The following is a 20336-nucleotide window of genomic DNA, read 5'->3' on the forward strand; positions in this document are numbered from 1 at the left end:
CACGGACGGACTCCACCAATTCTCTTTTGTTGGGTGGTCCTCTTGCGTTATGCACCCATCGTGTACGCCGTGTGATCAGGATAGAATGCCGGAAGCGCTGACGACCGAGTTAGGCAACTCGCTTCGGTGAGACCAACCGAAGCCAACTCGAGGTCCTCCGCCAGCTGCCTAGGTAGTGACCACCGAACGCGGTCAACTATCGTGTGTCAGACGATACGTCGCGTTCTTTGGAACCACGATACTGGATAGCTTTTCCATACTTCGACGACTCAGGATCACACGTTAGACTCACCACATGGATGCAAACGAATTCAGAAATAGCCTTCCAGCTGCTGTCACAACTCGACTGGAAACACGTGTAGTCAACGCCCCTATGACGTTGTTCGAAGGAACAGCCATCGTCCATGAGACCGACGGTCCCACCGAACGTGAGGTTGTGATTGTCCACGAATGGACTCCGAGACCAGTCGTAGTCTGTCGGTATGCCACTTCCGGCCAGCACGCCTTTCGCGGCGATGTGCGACAGCTAAACGAACCGATAACGCTTGAGATTCCATCGCTCGGTATCCAGACGCAGGCTCGATTCTACGATGGCCACTCGTGCGGAGACGACCATCGCCACGGCCTCGCGCTTCAGAAGGCGGTCGAGATCAACGCTGGCGAGGTAATGTCGCGAATCGTCTTTCACGTCATAAACTGCCGCGATTTTTCGGAGGACATGATCTGCCACGCGTCAGGGGCTTGCAGTGCCGGTCGGATAGAATTTGAAACCAATGACTGGCAAGTAACGCTGGACTGCGTTGAGAACACAAGCGAACTCGTCGAGTCGTTGCGTCATCACGGCGGTCGGGCAATCACTCACCGCGTTCAGCTTTCTCGAATTGACGGCTCAACATTCGACAATAAAGCTTTGGATCAGATTGCCAGTCTGATTGAGCACTTCATTGCGTTCGTTACAGGGACATGGGCGTGCCTGACCCTCCCAATCGGCTACGTCAACGATGAGGAATCGTGGCAGTTGTGGAACATACGTCAGGGGCGTTCGTGGTCGAATCCGTACACTTGGTCTGCACATCTGCCAGCGAAGTTTGTGAAAGCGGTCTTCCCCGGGTTTGCCGAGAGATTCTCGGATGAGGATTGGAACGAACCATTCACTCAGGCAATCGATTGGTACGTACAATGTCGTAACGGAACCACTGAGACGTCCATTATTCTGTCGCAGGCGGCACTCGAATTGCTGTCGTGGGTGGTCTATGTTGAAATCGGCGGGGTGCTGAAGGGGCTGGCAGGATTTGAAAACCTTTGGGCGTCAGACCGAATTCGACTACTGCTTTCAAAAATGCTCGTGATGACTGAATTTCCGCCGAAAGTCACGGACCTGGCAGAGTTCAAATTTGATGGAAATCAGACATACGCTGACGGACCTCACGCGATAACCGAGATTCGTAATGGAATTACGCATCCAAAGAAGAAAAAGCGAGAGCGGCTTGGGCAGATGGGACCGGTCTTGCGACACCAAGCGTGTGAGCTCGGGCTCTTCTATCTCGAATGTTGTCTGCTAGGCCTCTCTGGATACTTCGGGCCATTTCGGGCTGATACCACCTGTGGAGCACTCTATTCTCGTGCTGCTGTTTCTGAACCCGTCTACGAGACAGCTGACTTCAGCCAACTTCCGGGAGTCGAACCAGCCGGTCCTAATGAAAAGTAGGACCGCAGGAAGTGATTAGGAGGCGCCTTTGGGTACGTGGCACACCGTTCAGCGCGCGCCGGTGAGACCAACCGAAGCGTTTTCTGCAAAACAATTCGGCTGAGCAGTCTTCCGCCACTTGCTGTCGACGATCACGGTTGGCTCGACGGCGACAGACGTCCGACGGGGCCTGATGTCTTGGCTGTGTGACCGTCGCTGAAGGATCTGTCAGGGATTGCCGGTTTCCGGGCACGATCGAGACGACCGAGTCCTGCCGCGAGCAGATGTACAATTCGACCGGGCTTGCTGAGTCTGGAACGCGGAATCGAAATGCGAACGACACCACCGCCGTATGTGGTTGCTGAAATGCCGTGTTCCGCCAGCAGTTGGCGAAGCTGCTGGTTCGGGAGCTTACGGACGGAAGGACTTTCAGATTGAAGCAGGACGATTTTTGAGCAAAGCGTCCGGTGCGGACTCAACACAGACCATGTTGGACAGCGTTGATGGATCGGCTGGAACTCCTGGGCAGCATTTGCGAATCGAGATACCTCGGAGCATGGCATCAAGTCTTTCACTGCACCATGTGCGGTGAGTAGCGGAACGACGTTCACCGTTTCCATCGGTCCGCCCCCCGTTCCCGTCGCGTCACAAAATTGTAGCAACGGGTCGTGGACTATCTTTCTGTGGAGTCGTGCCCTGTCCTGCTGTCGTGCAAACGCAACGCCCAGCGGCAGATAGGCTCGGACCCACTTGTGGCAGCCGCCGAAAGTGAAATCGGCGAGGTGGGTCCAGTCGCCGGTGTTGATGTGGCCGTAAGCCTGGGACGCGTCGATGACGGTGCGAACGTTCGTCGAACTGTCCGACAATGACCGCAGAATGGTTGGCAGCGGCAGACGGATGCCGGTGTGCGTGACGGCCGGCAGAAAGAGGCTGTCACTCCGGTTTCGACGGACGTATTTCAGAATCTCCCTGGCGACATCATCAGCAGTGAATCCCTGTTGCCAGATTCGCTTGCGTAGCGGCAAGAGCGATAGTCTGATTCTGCGAAGACGTGCGAAACTCTGGATCCATTTTCGGTAGGGCGGCCAGGTGAGATCAGTGAGCAGCAGATGACGTCGGCCGGCGGCAACGAGAGAACGGATCCCCGACTGCATCAGGCTGGTCGTGCGACTGGCCAGCAGGACTTTCGTGTCGGAAGTGGTGTTCTCAGCAAAGGTTTGACGAAGCTGTTGTTTAAGGCCTTCAATACCGGGCCAGCGAGTAAGTTCAGGGAATCGCTGAGGAATCTCGGGTGTCGCGGTGACTCCTTCAAACAGGAATTGTTCGGTGTACAGGCTGGAAGGGTCTTCGGCCATCAGGCGGACGAAGTCGCACTGCATTTTCAGCGCTGTTGGGGACATCTGTCCCAACCGTGCTGTATCGAGATACAGCATCGTCGACATGCGAACCTGCTCCTTTCACGGAGCCGATCGTAGAGCGATCAAAAGTACCGATCCAGGTTTGAGTTCTCAGAATCGTTGGGTTTCCGAAAAGATCAGGCGCTTGAAATCACAGGCTGGAGGGAGAACCGCAATTGCCTGGTTTCCTCCTGCTGATGCGGATGCGCAAAGAAATCGAACTGTGCGAATAGCTGAGAGATGCGGTGGTGCATCTCTCAAAACCTGTTGGCCGTCGTCGTGACAACTAACAGGTTGTCCCGTGTTACGAACCTCCTTTGGCGGAATCCGCTGGCTGACTGTTGTCAAAGATCCAGCTGTGGGCCAGGTCCAGGGCCAGCGCATACTAAGTTGTTTTGCCGGTAAGGATTTGCATCAAATAGTCAATGTTCCATCCGGCCATTCTTCTTTTCATGACGTTGCTTTGTTTGCCAGGATGTTTCTTGATGAGGCTGAGTGTGAGTCGTCTGAGCCATGACAAATTGTTCGCGAAGATTCGGTTTCGGACTCGACTCTCATCCTCGCGGTAGGTCATGTCGAGACTCCAGTGCAGCGTGTTTTCTATGGCCCAGTGACCACGAACCGTTGTTGCGAACAGCTCGCCTTTGCGACGCAGACTGCTGATGTAGTAGCGAACGTCAGAATGATGAATGCCGTCCTGCTCGTACATTCGGATCGCCGTTCCGATGGTCTTGAGTCCGGCCCATTTGTGGCCCACGTCAAAATCGACAGGCACGGTCGCCTGATAGTAGATTCTCTGTTCCTGCCGACCGTGTCCCTTCTCTGTTTCTTCATAGCGACTGACGGGACAGCGAGCGAAGTCATCCTCCAGGTGATCGAGAAAAAACTTCTGCACGACCTCATAGAGTTTCGGTTGGTTGCCTTTCAGGGCTAACACATAGTCTGCATTGCCAGACACGATCTGCTGCGCAATGTTTTTTTGACAACCCGCTGCGTCAATCGTAATGATCGCCTCATCGATATTGATTTCGTTCAGTAATTTCGGGATCGCGGTGATCTCGTTCGACTTCTCTTCCGTCGCCACCTGTCCCAGAGAAATCCCCTGATCAGAAGCCCACGCACTCACGATGAACAACGCACCCAGCCCATTCTTTTTGTCATGTGATCGACGGAGTGCTTTGCCATCAATCGCAATCTGTTTTCTGTAGCCTTCTTTCTGTTCGTCGGAAAGTCCTTCCAGCGATTCAATCCATTGCACGAAGCACGCTTGAAAGTCGTTCGGCTTCAGGAGAGAAAGGACGCGCCGGTACGTATCTTTTTTCGGAATGCCATGCGGAAGTGCCAGGTGTTTCTGCAGGCCATCGGCATTCAGTCGCGCCCATTCCGCAATCGCACTGGGGCCGTCGGCGTTGGCCAGCACTCCGCAAATGGCGATCACAATCACATCACCAAGCAGATGCAGACGATTGATGTTGGAACGCGGGTCTTTCAATTGATCAAAGTAATGAACAATGTTTCCTGTCAGCTCCTGGGTGACCGCCAGTTCAACTGTCGACATCTCTTGTCCTCTCCTCGTGAAGTCCGATGTTACGACACGAAAAGACTAACCAATACTCACTTGTCGCGCCAGCCTAAATTGCCCAAAGTGCGCGCTGGCCCTGGGGCCAGGTCTGAGACCTTCATCACCAATGGCAGGTCATCGCGTCCAAAGCTGGTGCTGTCTTTCCAGACATCACCGTCCTTGTAGATGCGACTCAGAGTCACGTTATGTCTCGTGCCGTTCTGAGTTTCATTTTCCCAGATGGCGGCGCGAATTCGTCCCATGCGAATCTCATTGACGGGTCGAGCCTTTCCGTTTGTGTTGGCCATGTCTTCCATTTCCTTTCCTCATTTTTGTTTTGGTCAATCAAATAAAACGACAGCGAACGATTCGTTGCTGAACTCATCCCAGTGCGGCGGTTCTGCCAGGTCGGGTGAGAAACAACACACGCGGTCACGTTCGCTGTCACGAACCGAACCGTGAAAAATCTCCCACGTTCGGTAGTACATGCCTCCGTAGTAAACGGAGCCATCGACGATGCGCAGCGTCCAGGCTTCCCCACATCGAATGTCACGACCCTCGTTCTCGTGAATCGTGAGAAACGGTCCGAACACAGGTCCGTCGACTTCGCGTTCGCTTTCTGTGGTCAGCAGGTTGTGGCGTCCGTGCCGCAACCGTATCCATGCCATCATTGTGCCCTCCGTTGCACGGCCACCTCCGTGTCATGTTCATCCCACGGTGGAGACGGAACATGATCCGGGCAGTAGCCAAGAAAGTTCTCCAGCGGCAGGTCCGGACGAAACTCAATTCCGGTCCAGCCGGCGGCCGCTGCCTCTTCATACGACGCCGGTGAACCAGCATCGCATTCGAAGCAGGACACACTGAACGGAACCCTTTTCGGAATTCCGTTCGGTGACTGCAACACCTGCCATGCCATTTGCAATGCGAATTCACAGACCGCTCGCACCACAGCACGGTTCCACATCGGCCCCATGCTTTGTTGCGGCAACACGTCGGGTGGAAATCCGCCTCTGGCCATCCAGTGCTTCAGGTCCTTCGCCGCAGCCTGCAGCTCTTCCCAGTCATGGTCCTTCCACGCTTCCAGCAGTCTTGTCCATGTCGCTTGCGGATCCATGTCACACCGCCAGTCCAAGCAGACTGCCGATCCGACTGTCCAGCTCCGCTCGATCGCCGGCGTAGCGCACGTTCTGCGACAGCCGGGTCAGCGCATCCACAATCGAGAAGATCGTAAAACTGCCCTGCACCGCTGCCATTTCCAGAGCCGTATCGATCAGGTGACGAGGAATGCGACGTTCGGTCAGCTGTTTGGCGACATCCTCTGAGCAATCACCCAGTTTCGTCGACATGGCATTCCGCAGCGTGTTGACGAATCCGTCGCGACGCTGATCACGCTTCCTCGCCAGCTCATCAATGATGCGGCGAATCTCGTCCAGACTATCGTGCACGCGAGCGGTATGCTTGCGTGTGAACTCAACGACTTCGACCGCATCCCACACGATGTGATTGGCACAGACTTTCTGAAACCAGAACGTCTGAATCCCCAGCGAACGGCGTCCGACTTCAGAGTTCCAAATGAAAAACCCGGGAGCAAACGCTTCACCTTCAAGTTCACACCAGCCGAGCGGATCGATCAGGAACGCGAACATGTCCTGTTCACCGCAGTAGAGACCCGTCCCACCAGAAAAACTTTTCTGGGGCGGACGGAAATCCACTGCCGTTTCCTTCACCACATCCAGCAGGTCGGCATTCCACAATCGTGTGTAGGAAACACCATGCAGCGAACGCGCCGTGCTGCCGGTGGACAGCACCTGCACCGGCTTCTGCGAACGCGGCAGAGTTTCCTGCACGACTTTGCTGGCAGTATCCGGCGACAGACGATTCAGCGTCTCTTTCCGAACACCAGAGAGGCGGCAGAGCTGACTGAAAGACCAGTCATTCAGGCCCACATCTCCTTCCCCTTCGACAGTCAGCTGAATGGAGTTGCCGGTGACGTGAGGTTCCAGCTTCTGTGGCAGCTGCCAGCAGTCGCGGGAAGCATCACGTTCCGTGCAACAATGATCATAAAGATCGTCGAAGGTTTCGAAGCATTCGTCCGCCGCGCGGCGGAACAGTTCGTCATGGGCCCGTTTCAGTTCGACCATTGCATCTTCTCCTTTCGCCAGTACCGAAGTACTGATTACAGAACCGAATTGACCGGGAGCACAGTGCTCACAGTCGAATCGATCCTGCGCGAAAGCAGCAGACATCAACCTTTGTTGCGGCTCGTGCTGAGCTGCAACGATCAAACCTCATCATGCACCACCGCCCCTCGGACCCCAGCGGGCTCCGGGAGGCAGATAAATCTGCGGGGCGAACTCATATTCGTGGTGGCAAAGAACGGCTTGATTAAGACGGAAATAGCATGGGCCAGGAAGATTGTCACGTTTCCGCAAAAAGAAAATCGGGCGTCTCGACAAGCCCCTGAATTCTCACAGGATTTGATCAGGAACTCCGGCTTACAGAATGCCACCGGGCGAGCAGCGATTGGAAAATATTCGGTCAATGTGTCTGCTTTCGTCGCAGCGTCATCGTGCGGGGCTCGCCAGAATCTGTCCCCGCACGATGATGCGAAGACGTAATTGCCCGGCCCTGACTCAGTCAGCATAGCCGCACCACCCGTCTGCTTTCCGAGCAGTGGATTCGTCGGGGCTTTGCGTCAGTGACTGACGCCTCTGTGGGATACGGGGTGTACATTGAAATCGTGTTGGTGGTCATGGCTCGCACAGCGGACCGGCGCCGCACGCAGGAGCCTTCTGGACGTCTAAACGGATTCTGTCTGAGCGTGAGTCACGTTGAGCGACGGGAGGTGCAAGGCAGTCAGGACGCCGTCCGCAATACTGTCGATCCCATAGGTATCACCTGCTCGCCTCGGGACGCGATTTCCTCCGTCATCTGCCAGCATATTGTTCCAGTGACCATAAACCACGGGCTTACCTGAATAGCACTGGAAGTTGGTGTGCTCCCCCCAAACCAGCACCTGGCGATTCTGCTCGCTCAGGGGATAGAGTGGATCAAGCCCGGCATGTGAGTAAAAGCCGTGCTGGTCTTCGTAGCAAACTTGAAGTTCCTGAAAGAACCGCAGGTGTGAATCCGGGAGAGTGTCAAAGAACAGGTCGTATGGCAGGCTGACTCGTTCGGTATAGATTCGCGGTCCCAGGGCCGTGAGCCGGTCACGAATCGCTGCGGCGGCAGCTGATGAATAGCTCTGAATTGTGGACAAGCCGTCCATACCGAGCAGCCATGGATGTTTGGTATGGTCATTTAGGGATTGCAGCATCCAGTCCTCGTGATTGCCGAGTAAAGACACAAGCTGCCCGGAAGTATGGAGTTTCAGATTTAGCAACTGATCGATAACGTCTCGACTGGACGGACCGCGATCGATGTAATCCCCTAGCGTGACAATCGTTGTGTCAGCATGGACACGTGGCAGAATCTTGTCGATCAGACCACGCAGAGCATCCGCATGCCCGTGCATGTCTCCGATTACAATCGTTTCCGGCATCAAGTGGGCTCCGCGGACGACAAGGGCAGGAATGCGTTGCTCCGGACAAAGGTAGCTACACTTACCGGGAAAGTTCAAACAAAATTCATCGTCGTGCCTCTCACACCGAGATTCGTTCGACCAGATTGCGCGTCACCTTTTGCTGACGGCGGTCATACAACCGCGTTGTGCGAGGGTCGCTGTGTCCGGCGAGAAACTGAACCGATTCCAGGGAGACCCCCTGATTCAGGAGATCCGTTACCGCCATCACCCGCAGCGAATGCGGAGAATAATGAGTCGGCAAACCAGCGTCCTTTAATCGTCGTTTCAGCATACACCGTACGTCGGCGGCCGTCATTGGTGACGACGTCAGTTGCTTTGTGCGACCAATGGCGGACCGCAACAGAGACTGACTCGGGTCACGGTACTGCAGAGTGATCAGATATGCATTGATGAATTCGACCAACTCATGCCGAATCGGAATGCTGCGAAACTTCCCCCGCTTCTCGTGCAACTGCAGCAATGGACTCGACACGCTGATCTTCACGTCGACGATTTGCAGCTTGACGATGGCTCCCACGCGAGCGGCCGTAAACGCCAGCAGCGCAATCGCAAGTCGGTCGCGCAGTCCGACAATGTGCGACGTATCGATGGAATTCAGTAACTGCCGAACTTCAATGGGCGGAATCTCGCTCGTCTTGCCTTCCGTCGTCGATGTTCGTTCGCCGCGGACAGACAAAGCAGGATTCAGCACCATCACATGCCGATTCACCATGCGATCAAAGAAATGCCGCAGGGCGGACAGGTGCAGCTTCTTCGTTGTGGCCGACACGGCCAGTTGATCGAAATACCGTCCGACGTGAGCTGGAGTAATCATCGCCAGTGACTGCACGTCCGGCTGGACAAAGCTCAGGAACCGCGTCACCGCTTGTCGATAAGCGCGGCGCGTATGAGCATTCCGCACATCCGCATGAAAGAACTCATCGGCGGCGAACCCAGCGGCTTGGCCCGAATTCTGAATCAACTGGGAACATGCCAGCTCTCGCTGCGTGTCGCTCGGTATGGGCAGCAACGACCCCCCCCGCCAAACATCCGCCGCCCCCGGCAAACGGCTCCCCGGCCCCCGCATAACTTCCTCGTCCATGTGCCTCCATGCCTGTTCCGTTGAACATTTGCTCGCCATACCGAGCCGAAAATTTACCCACGGTTCGACTCAGGAACCGCCAGCCACCACATCCCTACTTTGCCACCGATAATCTCTTTTGTCGATGACAAAGTGCGACACGAGAAATCGACACTCAAGGATGCCCGATTCAGAATAACCGCAAACGATTCGTCGATCTTCTGCTTGAGCGTGGAGATGAGTTTGGGAAGAAGGCGTGAGCGCCTGCGCGGCGTCGGAACCGACGGCGATGAGGATTAAGAACTTGCGTGGCAGCTGAACGTTCAAGAAGACAATGGAGGGGCTTGCTCGTACGTGCAACGCAGACTTCTCACTCATTCAATCTGACTACAGGGTGACGCGGTCTTGATGGCAGTCTGTAGCTTTCAGTGCCGTGGAAGACGATCGAGTGATCGGAAATCATTGATGAAACAGAGGACAGTGATTCTGGGAGTTTGTCGCCGAGTTTGGCACCGGAGTTGCCCCGCAAGTTGGGCAATGTGGGTTTTGATCTTCATATTGATGATGACAAACCGGTGGCCTTGACGATAATGTGCGGTGGCGATTGATCGCAAAAGGACTTTTCATGTTTCACAGTGCGGCAAAACTCCTGACTCTCCTGAGCGTGTTGTTTCACGCGGGGATGGGATGTTGCGCTCATCATCATCATTGCTCGGTCCTGAACTCGACGCCGGAAGTTGCTGAGCAGCAGAAATCGCAGGACACTCATCAGTGTAGCTGTAAGTTTCATTCTCACTGCTCGACCGATACCAGCGAAAATGCTGACGACGATGAGCCCGATCACAGTTCCTGCCCGTGTGGCGAGGGACATAGTGCTTGCTCAACTCACTGCTCGTGGCTGACGAATTCGAAGGTTGAACTGCCCACGGATGACGGGGTGGTGCTTCCTTTGGCACTCGCTGATGTCTGTTCATTGCACACTGCGAGTGATGCTTTGATCGCCAGCGGATTCCTGCACGGTCCGCCTTCGATGGCCGAATCGACGGACACACTGCGCGCCAGAACTCAGGTCTGGCGGCTCTAAAAGAGCTTCGCGGGTACGTCCTGCTGAGGCTCTGAATTCCTTGTATCACATGCTGTGATATCTGCTGCGCGATCGTTGCTGTGATCGCGGCGGACGGTGATTCAGTTGCTGGTAACCAGCACACGTTCTCCACCATTTCCCCGTGTAATTTCTACGGTTCGATGCTGCGCGATTGGCTCTGCTGCCGCTGCGCAACGGTCTCCCTATCAATACGGTCTCAGGACGGTTGTGTCCCATGAATTCTCGCATTCCAAAAATCCCGATGAAGTACGTTTGGCCAGTCACGATGATCGTTGTCATCGCGGGGGCTGCTGTCACTCGCGAACGGTGGTGGCCGACTTTGAATTCGTGGGTGCAGTCGACGGTCGCCGATAACAGGGCCCCGGCCGGGCTGGATGAACATGGTGAAGGCGAAGACGCTCACGACCCGCATGCCGGATACGATCATGCTGGCCATGACGAAGCGACTTCGCTGGAACTATCAGATCAGGCTCGGCGAAATCTTGGCCTGACCGGTGACGGAGTGGCTGAGATTCAACTGACAACGTTCAGCAAATCGATCACGGTTCCTGCGGTTGTTGTGGAGCAGCCTGGGCGAACGCGAATCCAGGTCGCGACGCCGATGACGGGCGTGATTACCAACATTCACGCTGCTGCAGGCGAAGCGGTGGAACCGAATAGTCTGCTGTTTGAAATTCGACTGACACACGAAGACCTCGTCCGATCTCAAACGGAGTTCGTCACGACGCTGGGCGAACTGGACATCGAAAACCGGGAGATCGCTCGTCTGCAGGATGTGGCTACGTCTGGCGGAGTTGCTCGAAAGACACTGCTGGAACGGCAGTATGCTCGCGACAAGCTGAAATCGCTGCTGGTTGTTCAACAGGAAGCTTTGCGGCTGCACGGGCTATCGGAAACTCAGGTGCAGCAGATCGCACAGACGCGTCGGTTGCTGCGGGAATTGAAGCTGTATTCTCCCAATGCGGACGGCACGACATCAAAGGAGCTGAAACTCAGCCGTGCATTTGAGCAAACCGCCATCCGTCCCGTCAGCATGGAATCGGCAGTGGCTGATCCGCAGCTGATTCTTCGAGAGTTGCTGGTCCACCGTGGTGAAGCAGTGGATGCCGGCGAACCACTGGGAACGCTGGTCAACTATGCTGAGCTGTACGTCGAAGGCATGGCTTTCGAACAGGATATCGCTCAGCTTTCCAATGCGAGCAGGAATGACTGGAAAGTCACCGCGTTGTTTGATGAAGCAGATGGCAAAGCGAAGGAAGTGCCGGGACTGGATATCGCCTATCTGGACACGGAGATTGATCGAACATCTCGCACACTGAAATTCTTCGTGCGGCTCCCCAACGAACTGACTCACGAAAATAAGCAACAGAACGACGTCCGCTTCGTCAACTGGCGATACCGACCGGGACAGAGACTGCAGCTTCGCGTGCCAGTGGAACAGTGGGAAGATCAAATCGTGCTGCCGATCGATGCGGTGGCTCGTGAAGGAGCGGAATACTTTGTGTTTCAGGAGAACGGCGATCACTTCGATCGGCTTCCTGTTCACGTGAAGTATCGCGACCAGTTTTCTGTCGTTGTCGCCAACGATGGACAGTTGTTTCCCGGTGACGTGGTCGCCATGAAGAGCGCTCATCAAATGCAAATGGCCCTCAAAAACATGGCCGGTGGCGGAGTCGATCCTCACGCCGGACACAACCACTAGAGCGGAATCCACTCGGATGTGCCCGCGGCGATAAGCCCTTCATTGATGAAGAGTGATCCCGCGAGGCAAGACATGTATCGAAATTCGGAGACGCCCTGGAAGGGCCAACAATGTTAAACGCCATCATCAAATTCGCTCTCAGACAGCGACTGCTGACCATCGCGGCTGCCATCTTCCTGCTGGGATATGGTTCGTGGCGGGCCATGCAGATGGACATCGATGTCTTTCCGGACCTCAACCGGCCCCGCGTCGTCATCATGACGGAAGCTCCCGGGCTGGCTCCTGAAGAAGTCGAAACACTGATCACGTTTCCGCTGGAAACGGCGATGAACGGTGCAAATGGCGTGCAGGCGGTTCGCAGTTCGTCTGGGATTGGGATCTCGGTGGTCTACGTCGAATTCGACTGGGGCACCGACATCTACACCGACCGCCAAATCGTAATGGAACGACTGCAACTGGTGCAGGATCGAATGCCGCCGGGAGTGAAGCCGACGCTGGCGCCAATTTCGTCGATCATGGGCCAGATCCTGATGCTGGCGATGTGGAGTGAAGACGAAACGGTCGACCCGATCGAATTACGGACAACGGCCGACTGGGTGGTTCGCCAGCGGATTCTGACGATTCCCGGCGTATCGCAGGTCTTCACGATGGGAGGCGGACGCAAGCAGTTTCAGGTGCTGGTCGATCCGGACGAAATGATCCGCTACGGAGTCACCCTGCACGAAGTGAAACAGGCCGTCGTCGGCAGTAACGAAAACGCAACCGGCGGCTATCTGGACGAACAGGGGCCGAATGAACTTCTGGTGCGAGCACTCGGGCGGATTCAGGATATTGAAGATCTGCAGAAAGTTGTTGTGGGCGTCCGTGATGGTCGGCCGATCGCGTTGGCTCAGATTGCCCGTGTCGTGGAAGGTCCGCAGGTGAAGCGAGGCGACAGTTCTGCCTTCATTCGCAAGGAAGACGGCACGTTGTCGGGCGGGGCGTCCGTTGTGTTGACCATCAACAAGCAGCCCGGAGCCGACACACGTCACATTACGGAAGCGATTCTGGAAGCCGTCGAAGACCTGAAGCAAACGATGCCGGACGACATCAACATCGTCCCAGTGTACTCGCAGAAGTCGTTCATCGACCGAGCGATCGCCAACGTCGTCGAAGCTCTGCGTGATGGCGGGATTTTGGTCGTCGTGATCCTGTTTCTGTTCCTGCTGAATTTCCGCACGACGTTCATCACGTTGACCGCGATTCCGCTGTCGCTGGTGATGACGGCCGTGGTGTTTTCGATATTCGGTTTCTCGATCAACACGATGACATTGGGCGGGCTGGCCGTGGCCATTGGCGAGCTTGTCGACGACGCCATCGTTGACGTGGAAAACATCTTCCGGCGGCTCAGGGAAAATCGGCAGGCGAAAGTCCCCAAACATCCGCTGGTGATTGTTTACCAGGCAAGTTGCGAAATTCGGAACTCAATCGTCTTCGGCACGATTATCGTCATTCTGGTTTTCATCCCATTGTTCGCTCTGTCGGGCATGGAAGGTCGGCTGTTTGCTCCATTGGGAGTGGCCTACATCGTTTCCATCCTGTCATCGCTGGTGGTGTCGCTGACGGTCACGCCAGTGCTGTGCTACTGGATGCTGGGCCGGTCGAAGCTGATGGATCATGAGAAAGACGGCTTCTTTCTGCGTGGTTTGAAGTGGGTTGGCGATCGCGTCATCCGTTTCAGCCTGGCGTTTCCTCGATTCAATCTCACGTTCACGGTGCTGGCCGTCGCTCTGGCCGGGTTGTTTGTCGTCAATCTGGATCGCGACTTTCTGCCGCCATTCAATGAAGGTTCGATGCAGCTCAACGTTGTGCTGCCGCCGGGAACCTCATTGGCAACATCCAACGAAATCAACAAGACGGTCGAACAGCGACTGCTGGAGCTCGACGACGTGGATCGCTTTGTCCGCCGAACTGGTCGAGCGGAACTGGATGAGCACGCAGAAGGCGTGAACATGAGCGAATACGTGCTGGAACTGAATCCGGATTCGCCTCGCAGTCGTGAAGAACAGCTCACGGAAATCCGCGAAGCAATGGCGGAGATTCCCGGCATCGTCACTGCTGTCGAACAACCAATCGCTCACCTGATTTCGCACATGCTGTCTGGTGTTAAAGCTCAGATCGGCATCAAGATCTACGGCGACGATCTTGACGTGTTGCGGCGCAAGGCGGGTGAGATGGAAGCTGCCATCAAAGGCGTTGACGGCGTCACCGACCTGATGGTCGAACCGCAGGTCATTATTCCTCAGATGCGCATTGAACTCGATCGCGACAAATTGCTGCTGTACGGCATGACGGCAGCCGATGTAAATGAATTCATCTCCACCGCGATGAACGGCGACGTTGTTTCCGAAGTATTGCTGGGGCAACGAACGTTCGACCTGATGGTGCGGCTGGACGAGGACTATCGCGAAGACGTCCAGAAGCTGAAGCGTCTCACGATCGACCTGCCGGATGGTGGCAAAGTGCCGCTGGAAGCGGTTGCGAACATCTACGAATCCGGTGGACCAAACACCATCAATCGTGAAAGTGTGCGGCGGCGAATCATTCTGCAATGCAACGTCAGCGAACGTGGAGTGGTGGACGTGGTGGAAGACATTCAGAAAGTGGTCGCACCAGTCATTGCCACGATGGATGACGGCTACTTCGTTGAATTCGGTGGACAATTCGAAAGTCAGCAGTCGGCCACGCGAGTGATCGCCGGGCTGTTTGTGGTGTCGATGTTTGGCGTCTTCATGGTGCTGTTCACGATGTTCCGTTCGGTCAATCTTTCACTGCAGGTCATGGCTGCTCTTCCGATGGCGTTCATCGGTTCTGTGATTGCTCTGGTTGTCACGGGGCAGACACTCACCGTGGCCGCGATGGTCGGCTTTATTTCGCTGGGCGGCATCGCGTCACGCAACGGAATACTGCTGCTGAATCACTACCTGCACCTGGTCAAGTACGAAGGCGAAAGCTGGAATAAGGAAATGATCGTGCGAGCGGGCCTGGAACGACTGGCTCCCGTGCTGATGACAGCTCTGACTTCCGGTATTGGACTCGTTCCATTGGTGCTGGCATCCGGTGAACCGGGCAAAGAGATTCTCTACCCGGTCGCCACCGTCATTCTCGGCGGATTGATCAGTTCCACACTGCTGGATTTCTTTGTTCACCCGGCGTTGTTTCTGCTGTTTGGCATGAAAGAAGCACAACGAGTGATTGAGGCATCGGGCGAACAAATCGAGATGGAAGAAGAGTCGCACGAGCACGTCGTACGCAAAACAGACACACCCGAATCTACAACGATTGTAGAGATGACAAGTACCTAACCTCTTTTGGCGAAGTGGACGTCGCGAAAGACATTTTTTCTCAAAGGAGACCTGAAATGAAAACGATTCTGAAATCAATTCTTGTGGCTCAATTTGCACTTGGCCTGGGCATCGGCAGCACGCAGGTGTTTGCTCAACGAACGCCCGTCGGCAATCCACCATCGATCGCCTATCGACTGAAAGAAACGAAGACTATTCACTTTGACGATGCTCGCAAGGCACAACTGCATCTGGATGCCGTCAAGAAGCTGGGCTGTGAAGCCAAACTGGACAATCACGGCGATCATCAGGATGTCATGTATCGCCTGACGACATGGAAGGCCTTGACGCTGGCCGACGAAAAAACGGCTCATCAATGGGAAGACTGGATGAAGAAGTCCGGCTTCGAAACTCTGCACGCTCACGGCGAAGATCACGACCATGCAGGTCATGATCATGCTGGCCACGATCACGGAGCCACCGGGGATTCTCATGCTGGACACCAACACGGCCTGGCGGACGGCCACTTTCATGGCGACGGACACGACCACGGTCACGCGTCAGAAGAAATCCTGACGTACTCTCTGTTCGATTGGAAGACGACGCATTCCCGTGATCAGCGTGAAGCCGAAGAACTGGCCGCCATTTTGAAAGGACTCGGCTGCGACGTGCAGACGCGACCTCACGGTGACCACGACGATGTCATCTTCCGCTGTCCACGACCAATGCACGTCGAACTGGCATCACACAAAGTCGCTGCCGGCTGGGAAGACTGGTTGAAGCGAACAGGCTTTCGAACTCAGCACGTACATTAAGAACAGACGAGAGGCCAGAGTCCTGTACGAGAGCAGAACGCACTGACTCTCGTGGGACTTTGGACTTCAGTCCCTTAACCCTGAACTCATTATTCACAACAGAAAGTTCTCACGATGAAACTCAATAAAATCACATGGCTGCCATTGATGACAGTCGCAGTTTTTACGCTGGCGGGATGTCAGGACGCGGCTGAACCAACCGGAGACAGCGGCGCGCCTGTCAGCGATCTACCACCGCCGACGATGGACGATCACGCCGGTCACAATCACCCGTCTGAAGGTCCGCATCACGGCGACCTGGTCGAGCTGGGCAACGAAGAATATCACGGAGAAGTCGTGCACAACGAAGATGCCGACGCACTGGAAATCTACATTCTGGACGGTTCCGCCACAAAACAGGTGGCCATCGATGCCACAGAACTGACCATCAACGTCTCTCACGATGGCAAGCCAGAACAGTTTACTCTGACCGCCAAACCGGATGAAGGTGATGAAGCGGGCAAGTCATCACGGTTCGTGTCTGACGACAAAGAACTGATGGAACACCTCGACGAAGAAGGCACCAACCCGCGAATGGTCGTCAAGATCAACGGCAAGTCATATCGCGGTGAGATTACGCACAGCCACGACCATGAAGGCCACGATCACGGGCACGACGACCACAAGCATGAAGACAAGTAACTGACACCGAACTGCGGCAACTGCGTAGTTGCCGTTCAAGCCGGGTGTGTCGCCGATTGGATGCGGCGGCATGCCGGGCTATTCCTTAACAAGATCAATTCTCAACCCGCATTTCAGGAAATGGAGTTCCCGCAATGACTCTTACCAATCGACGTGGCACTGCCACACTGCTCGCTCTGGCGATCGCCACCGCATGTCTTTCCGCACCGGCAGCAACGTATGCTCAATCGTCCGGGCAAAGTTCGCTGGCAGAAGCCGCAAAGCAGAACAAGTTCGCGTTCATTCTGTTCTATCGAGACAACGACGCCACCACACAGGCGATGTACAAGGTACTGAACGGAGAACTGGCTGCTCGCAACAATGCAGCGTTTGTTCCCGTCAATATCACTGACCCACAGGAACGACCCGTCGTCGACCAGTTCGATGCCAGTCGAACACCGATGCCCGCTGTGATGGCGGTTGCACCCAACGGTGCCATCACCGGCGTGTTCGCTCAGAAACTGACCGCAGCTCAGGTTGACGCCGCCATTGTGACTCCGGCTCAAACTCGCTGCATGCGAGCCCTGCAGGACAAGAAACTGGTGCTGCTGTGCGTGCAGCCGACTGGCAGCAGGGACGTGCCCATCGGCGTGCAACAGTTCAAGGCCGCCAAACTGAATGTCAACCGGACTCATCTGGTGAGCCTCCAGGCGGGCGATCCGGCGGAATCAGAGTTTCTGCAGCAATTAAAAGTTCGTCCGGATACTCGAACCACAGTGACGGCGTTCATGGCTCCTCCCGGAGTCCTGCTGGGAACGTTCAATGACAAGGTGACGCCAACCGTTCTGATGACAAAGCTGGCCGCCGCCGGTCAATGTTGCGACGACCCGAACTGCAAGCACGGAAAACCGGCAACGGCGACAAAACCGACGACTCGCCGTTAATGCAAACAAGCGATCTTGCCACGTACTGTGCATCACGGTGTCGGGTGGGATGTGTCGTCCTGCCCGCGTCATGGCACCCTGCCGCTGTTTCTGAAAACTGAAGCAGCGTGGCATCCGATACACGACGGATTTCGCCTTTCCGCCGTCGTCCGGGTGTCGCGCTGTGTTCTCCAGAAGTTCGGGATAAGGCATCGAAACCTTTCCCGGCGAAACAATCGAAGAACCGTGGAAATCATGGCGAATGCGGTGAGCGACCGTCGTTGCTCATCGCGGTGCAGCGCTCGCACCTTCTGTCCTCGCGAGTGCTGCACCACCTTTTCATTGTTCTGAAACAAACGACCTGATGCACGCAAGTTGCCTGCATCTCAATTCAAGCGACCAACGGAAGCAACTTCCAAGCGACTGTGTCGCTCGGCGGATCGACGTGCCACGTCAAACCACTCACCACGCAAACTGCGTCAAGGGCCATGCCCTTGGAAAGGAATCCAAATGAAACTTCGCAATCTGATCTGGAAAGAACTCTGGCAGCGGCCCACACCGCTGATCACCAGTCTCGCCGCCGTCGCTTTGGGAGTCACCGCACTGGTGGCCATTCAAAGCATTACCGTGTTCTCGGAAGAAAAAATCGCCGGTGACATGCAGTCGCTGGGAGCCAACGTGCTGGTGCTGCCCACTTCGGTGTCACTGCAGGATTACTATGCCGCCGATATGCACGGGCAGACCATTCCCGAAGAATACGTCACGCAACTGGCACTGGCTCGCATGGCGGGCGTTGAAAACCTCGCTCCGAAACTGTGTGTCGCAGCGGAAGTCGATTCCATCCCCGTCACGCTGACTGGCATTCTGCCGCGATCGGAGTTCGAAACGAAGACGGCCTGGCAAGGAATGAGCTTCCTGGCCAATCCAGTTGGTACCGATCGAGGTTGCTGCAAGAAACCCGTCACCGACACCAGCGGAGAAAGCGACCCGACAGCCCTGGCGACGCAGCGAACGGTGCAGGATCTGGGCAAGGACGAACTGATTCTGGGCTCGGACATCGCTGCTCAACTGGGGGCCGGTGTTGGTGACGAACTTCCGTTGTTCGGTGAGAACTTTCACGTGCTGACCGTACTTCCTCCCACAGGTACCGTCGACGACAGCCGATTGTTTGCTCACCTGCATAGCGTGCAGCGGCTCAGTGATTCCGGTCCGGTTGTGAACGTCATCGAAATCATGGCCTGCTGCGAAGACGCAGCCGGTAGCCTGATCACGGACTTGACGAAGGAACTGCCCAATACGCGAGTTGTCACGATTGCCCAGGTCGTGGAAGCTCAGATAGCCGTGAATGGTTTGATGTCGCGTTTGTCGTGGGTCTTCTTCGGCATTCTGCTGCTCGTTGCCGGAGCCAGCATTGCCAGCGTGATGTACGCCAACGTGGCCGAACGCCGTCGTGAGATCGGAACGCTGATGGCCCTGGGAGCGACGCCCGGCTACGTCACACGCATGTTTCTGGGCAAGGCCACGATTCTGGGAGTCGCCGGCGGAGGACTTGGATTCGTTGCGGGCACCATTCTGGCGATGGCCATTGGCCCGCAGCTTGTCGGCGTGAGCGTTCTACCGCTGCCGTATCTGTGCGGTGTCGGTATCGCCACAGCAACCGTCATTGCCGTGGCCGCCAGCTACCTTCCAGCGCGTCGAGCGGCACGACTCGATCCGTGCCTGTGTTTTGCGGAAGGTTAAAAGCTGAGATTCGGATTTGTCTGACTGCTTCTGCGACACACATCGCTAATCAACTGACACTCAACCCTTGAAAATGGATTTTCGAAATGTTTGAACTTAAAAACGTCACAAAAACTTACGAACGCCGCGGCCAAACGGTCAACGCATTGAACGATACGTCACTGACCATCGGCGACAACGAATTCATCGCACTGGTCGGTCCCAGCGGCAGCGGCAAGACAACCATGCTGTCGCTACTGGGCGGCATGATGGCTCCAACTGCCGGAGAAGTCCTGTTCCGTGGCGAATCGCTGTACGACATGACGCTGACGGATCGCACGAAGCTGCGACTGAAGAGCCTCGGCTTCGTCTTTCAGTCGTTCAATCTGGTGCCATGGCTGTCGGCCATTGAAAACGTGCAGGTGCCGTTGAGTCTCGCTGGTGAATCGGCATCAACGCAGGAAACCCGAGCCGCCGAGCTTCTCGATCGAGTCGGCCTGTCCGATCGTCTGCATCACTTGCCGTCCGAACTCAGCCAGGGCCAGCAACAGAGAGTCGCCCTTGCACGAACACTGGCCAACGATCCCCACGTCATCCTCGCCGACGAACCCACCGGCAACCTCGACCCCGATTCCCGGGAACAGGTCATGAACCTGCTGTCTGACTTCCACACCGAAGGCCGCTGCATCATTATGGTGACCCATGATCAGTTCGCGGCGGATTATGCGGAGCGGTCGCTGAGGTTGATTGATGGCAATGTTGACAATGCGCCTTTAAAGGCGAGGGCGGCGTGAGTTTCCA

General features: G+C 55.7%; 16 protein-coding genes. 8 read left to right on the top strand and 8 right to left on the bottom strand.

Translation table 11 applies throughout. From position 1 onward, the window contains the following. The first annotated feature begins 373 nt into the window (after positions 1 to 373). The gene (locus Fuma_RS30480) at positions 374 to 1708 is read left to right on the top strand and encodes a YopA family protein (RefSeq protein ID WP_077027447.1); all 1335 of its coding nucleotides are present in this window, start codon (positions 374 to 376) and stop codon (positions 1706 to 1708) included. 131 nt (positions 1709 to 1839) lie between these two features. Here Fuma_RS30480 and Fuma_RS30485 read toward each other — a convergent pair whose 3' ends face one another. The 8 genes from Fuma_RS30485 to Fuma_RS30525 all read right to left on the bottom strand — a co-directional run bounded on the left by Fuma_RS30485 (position 1840) and on the right by Fuma_RS30525 (position 9189). Continuing rightward, entirely contained in the window at positions 1840 to 3129 is a 1290-nt protein-coding gene (locus Fuma_RS30485) for a hypothetical protein (protein WP_145944470.1), read from the bottom strand. 340 nt (positions 3130 to 3469) lie between these two features. After that, positions 3470 to 4642: an ISAs1 family transposase gene (locus Fuma_RS30490; protein WP_077022421.1), complete on the bottom strand. Its 1173-nt coding sequence runs from the start codon at positions 4640 to 4642 to the stop codon at positions 3470 to 3472. Between the two features lie 56 nt (positions 4643 to 4698). Further along, complete coding sequence (locus Fuma_RS30495) at positions 4699 to 4953, bottom strand: hypothetical protein (protein ID WP_077028651.1); 255 nt, start codon at positions 4951 to 4953, stop codon at positions 4699 to 4701. 33 nt (positions 4954 to 4986) lie between these two features. Further along, positions 4987 to 5316, bottom strand: coding sequence for a hypothetical protein (locus Fuma_RS30500; RefSeq protein WP_145944171.1), 330 nt, complete (start codon positions 5314 to 5316; stop codon positions 4987 to 4989). Beyond that, positions 5313 to 5759: a hypothetical protein gene (locus tag Fuma_RS30505; RefSeq protein ID WP_077024713.1), complete on the bottom strand. Its 447-nt coding sequence runs from the start codon at positions 5757 to 5759 to the stop codon at positions 5313 to 5315. The genes Fuma_RS30500 and Fuma_RS30505 overlap by 4 nt, the downstream gene beginning before the upstream one ends. Position 5760: 1 nt before the next feature. Continuing rightward, on the bottom strand, positions 5761 to 6786 hold the full coding sequence (locus Fuma_RS30510; RefSeq protein WP_077028311.1) for a DUF932 domain-containing protein: 1026 nt from the start codon (positions 6784 to 6786) through the stop codon (positions 5761 to 5763). Between the two features lie 659 nt (positions 6787 to 7445). Further along, entirely contained in the window at positions 7446 to 8186 is a 741-nt protein-coding gene (locus Fuma_RS30520; RefSeq protein ID WP_077027450.1) for a metallophosphoesterase, read from the bottom strand. Positions 8187 to 8286: 100 nt separating this feature from the next. Beyond that, positions 8287 to 9189, bottom strand: a complete 903-nt coding sequence (locus Fuma_RS30525) for a tyrosine-type recombinase/integrase (RefSeq protein WP_077027451.1) — start codon at positions 9187 to 9189, stop codon at positions 8287 to 8289. Positions 9190 to 10607: 1418 nt separating this feature from the next. On the opposite strand from Fuma_RS30525, the gene Fuma_RS30540 reads away from it, so the two are divergent. The 7 genes from Fuma_RS30540 to Fuma_RS30575 all read left to right on the top strand — a co-directional run bounded on the left by Fuma_RS30540 (position 10608) and on the right by Fuma_RS30575 (position 20329). Beyond that, the gene (locus Fuma_RS30540) at positions 10608 to 12095 is read left to right on the top strand and encodes an efflux RND transporter periplasmic adaptor subunit (protein WP_218922331.1); all 1488 of its coding nucleotides are present in this window, start codon (positions 10608 to 10610) and stop codon (positions 12093 to 12095) included. Positions 12096 to 12205: 110 nt separating this feature from the next. After that, positions 12206 to 15439: an efflux RND transporter permease subunit gene (locus tag Fuma_RS30545; RefSeq protein ID WP_077027454.1), complete on the top strand. Its 3234-nt coding sequence runs from the start codon at positions 12206 to 12208 to the stop codon at positions 15437 to 15439. Positions 15440 to 15495: 56 nt separating this feature from the next. Beyond that, positions 15496 to 16233 carry a hypothetical protein gene (locus Fuma_RS30550; protein WP_099091836.1) on the top strand — a complete coding sequence of 246 codons (738 nt, stop codon included), beginning with the start codon at positions 15496 to 15498 and terminating at the stop codon, positions 16231 to 16233. Between the two features lie 114 nt (positions 16234 to 16347). Next, on the top strand, positions 16348 to 16914 hold the full coding sequence (locus Fuma_RS30555; RefSeq protein ID WP_077027455.1) for a hypothetical protein: 567 nt from the start codon (positions 16348 to 16350) through the stop codon (positions 16912 to 16914). Positions 16915 to 17048: 134 nt separating this feature from the next. Further along, positions 17049 to 17837: a hypothetical protein gene (locus tag Fuma_RS30560; RefSeq protein ID WP_077027456.1), complete on the top strand. Its 789-nt coding sequence runs from the start codon at positions 17049 to 17051 to the stop codon at positions 17835 to 17837. A gap of 489 nt (positions 17838 to 18326) precedes the next feature. Then, positions 18327 to 19556, top strand: a complete 1230-nt coding sequence (locus Fuma_RS30570) for an ABC transporter permease (protein ID WP_077027458.1) — start codon at positions 18327 to 18329, stop codon at positions 19554 to 19556. 86 nt (positions 19557 to 19642) lie between these two features. Continuing rightward, a complete protein-coding gene (locus Fuma_RS30575) occupies positions 19643 to 20329 on the top strand; it encodes an ABC transporter ATP-binding protein (RefSeq protein WP_077027459.1) in 687 nt (228 codons plus the stop codon). The last annotated feature ends 7 nt before the right edge of the window (positions 20330 to 20336 follow it).

Source organism: Fuerstiella marisgermanici (assembly GCF_001983935.1).
GTDB classification, from domain to species: domain Bacteria; phylum Planctomycetota; class Planctomycetia; order Planctomycetales; family Planctomycetaceae; genus Fuerstiella; species Fuerstiella marisgermanici.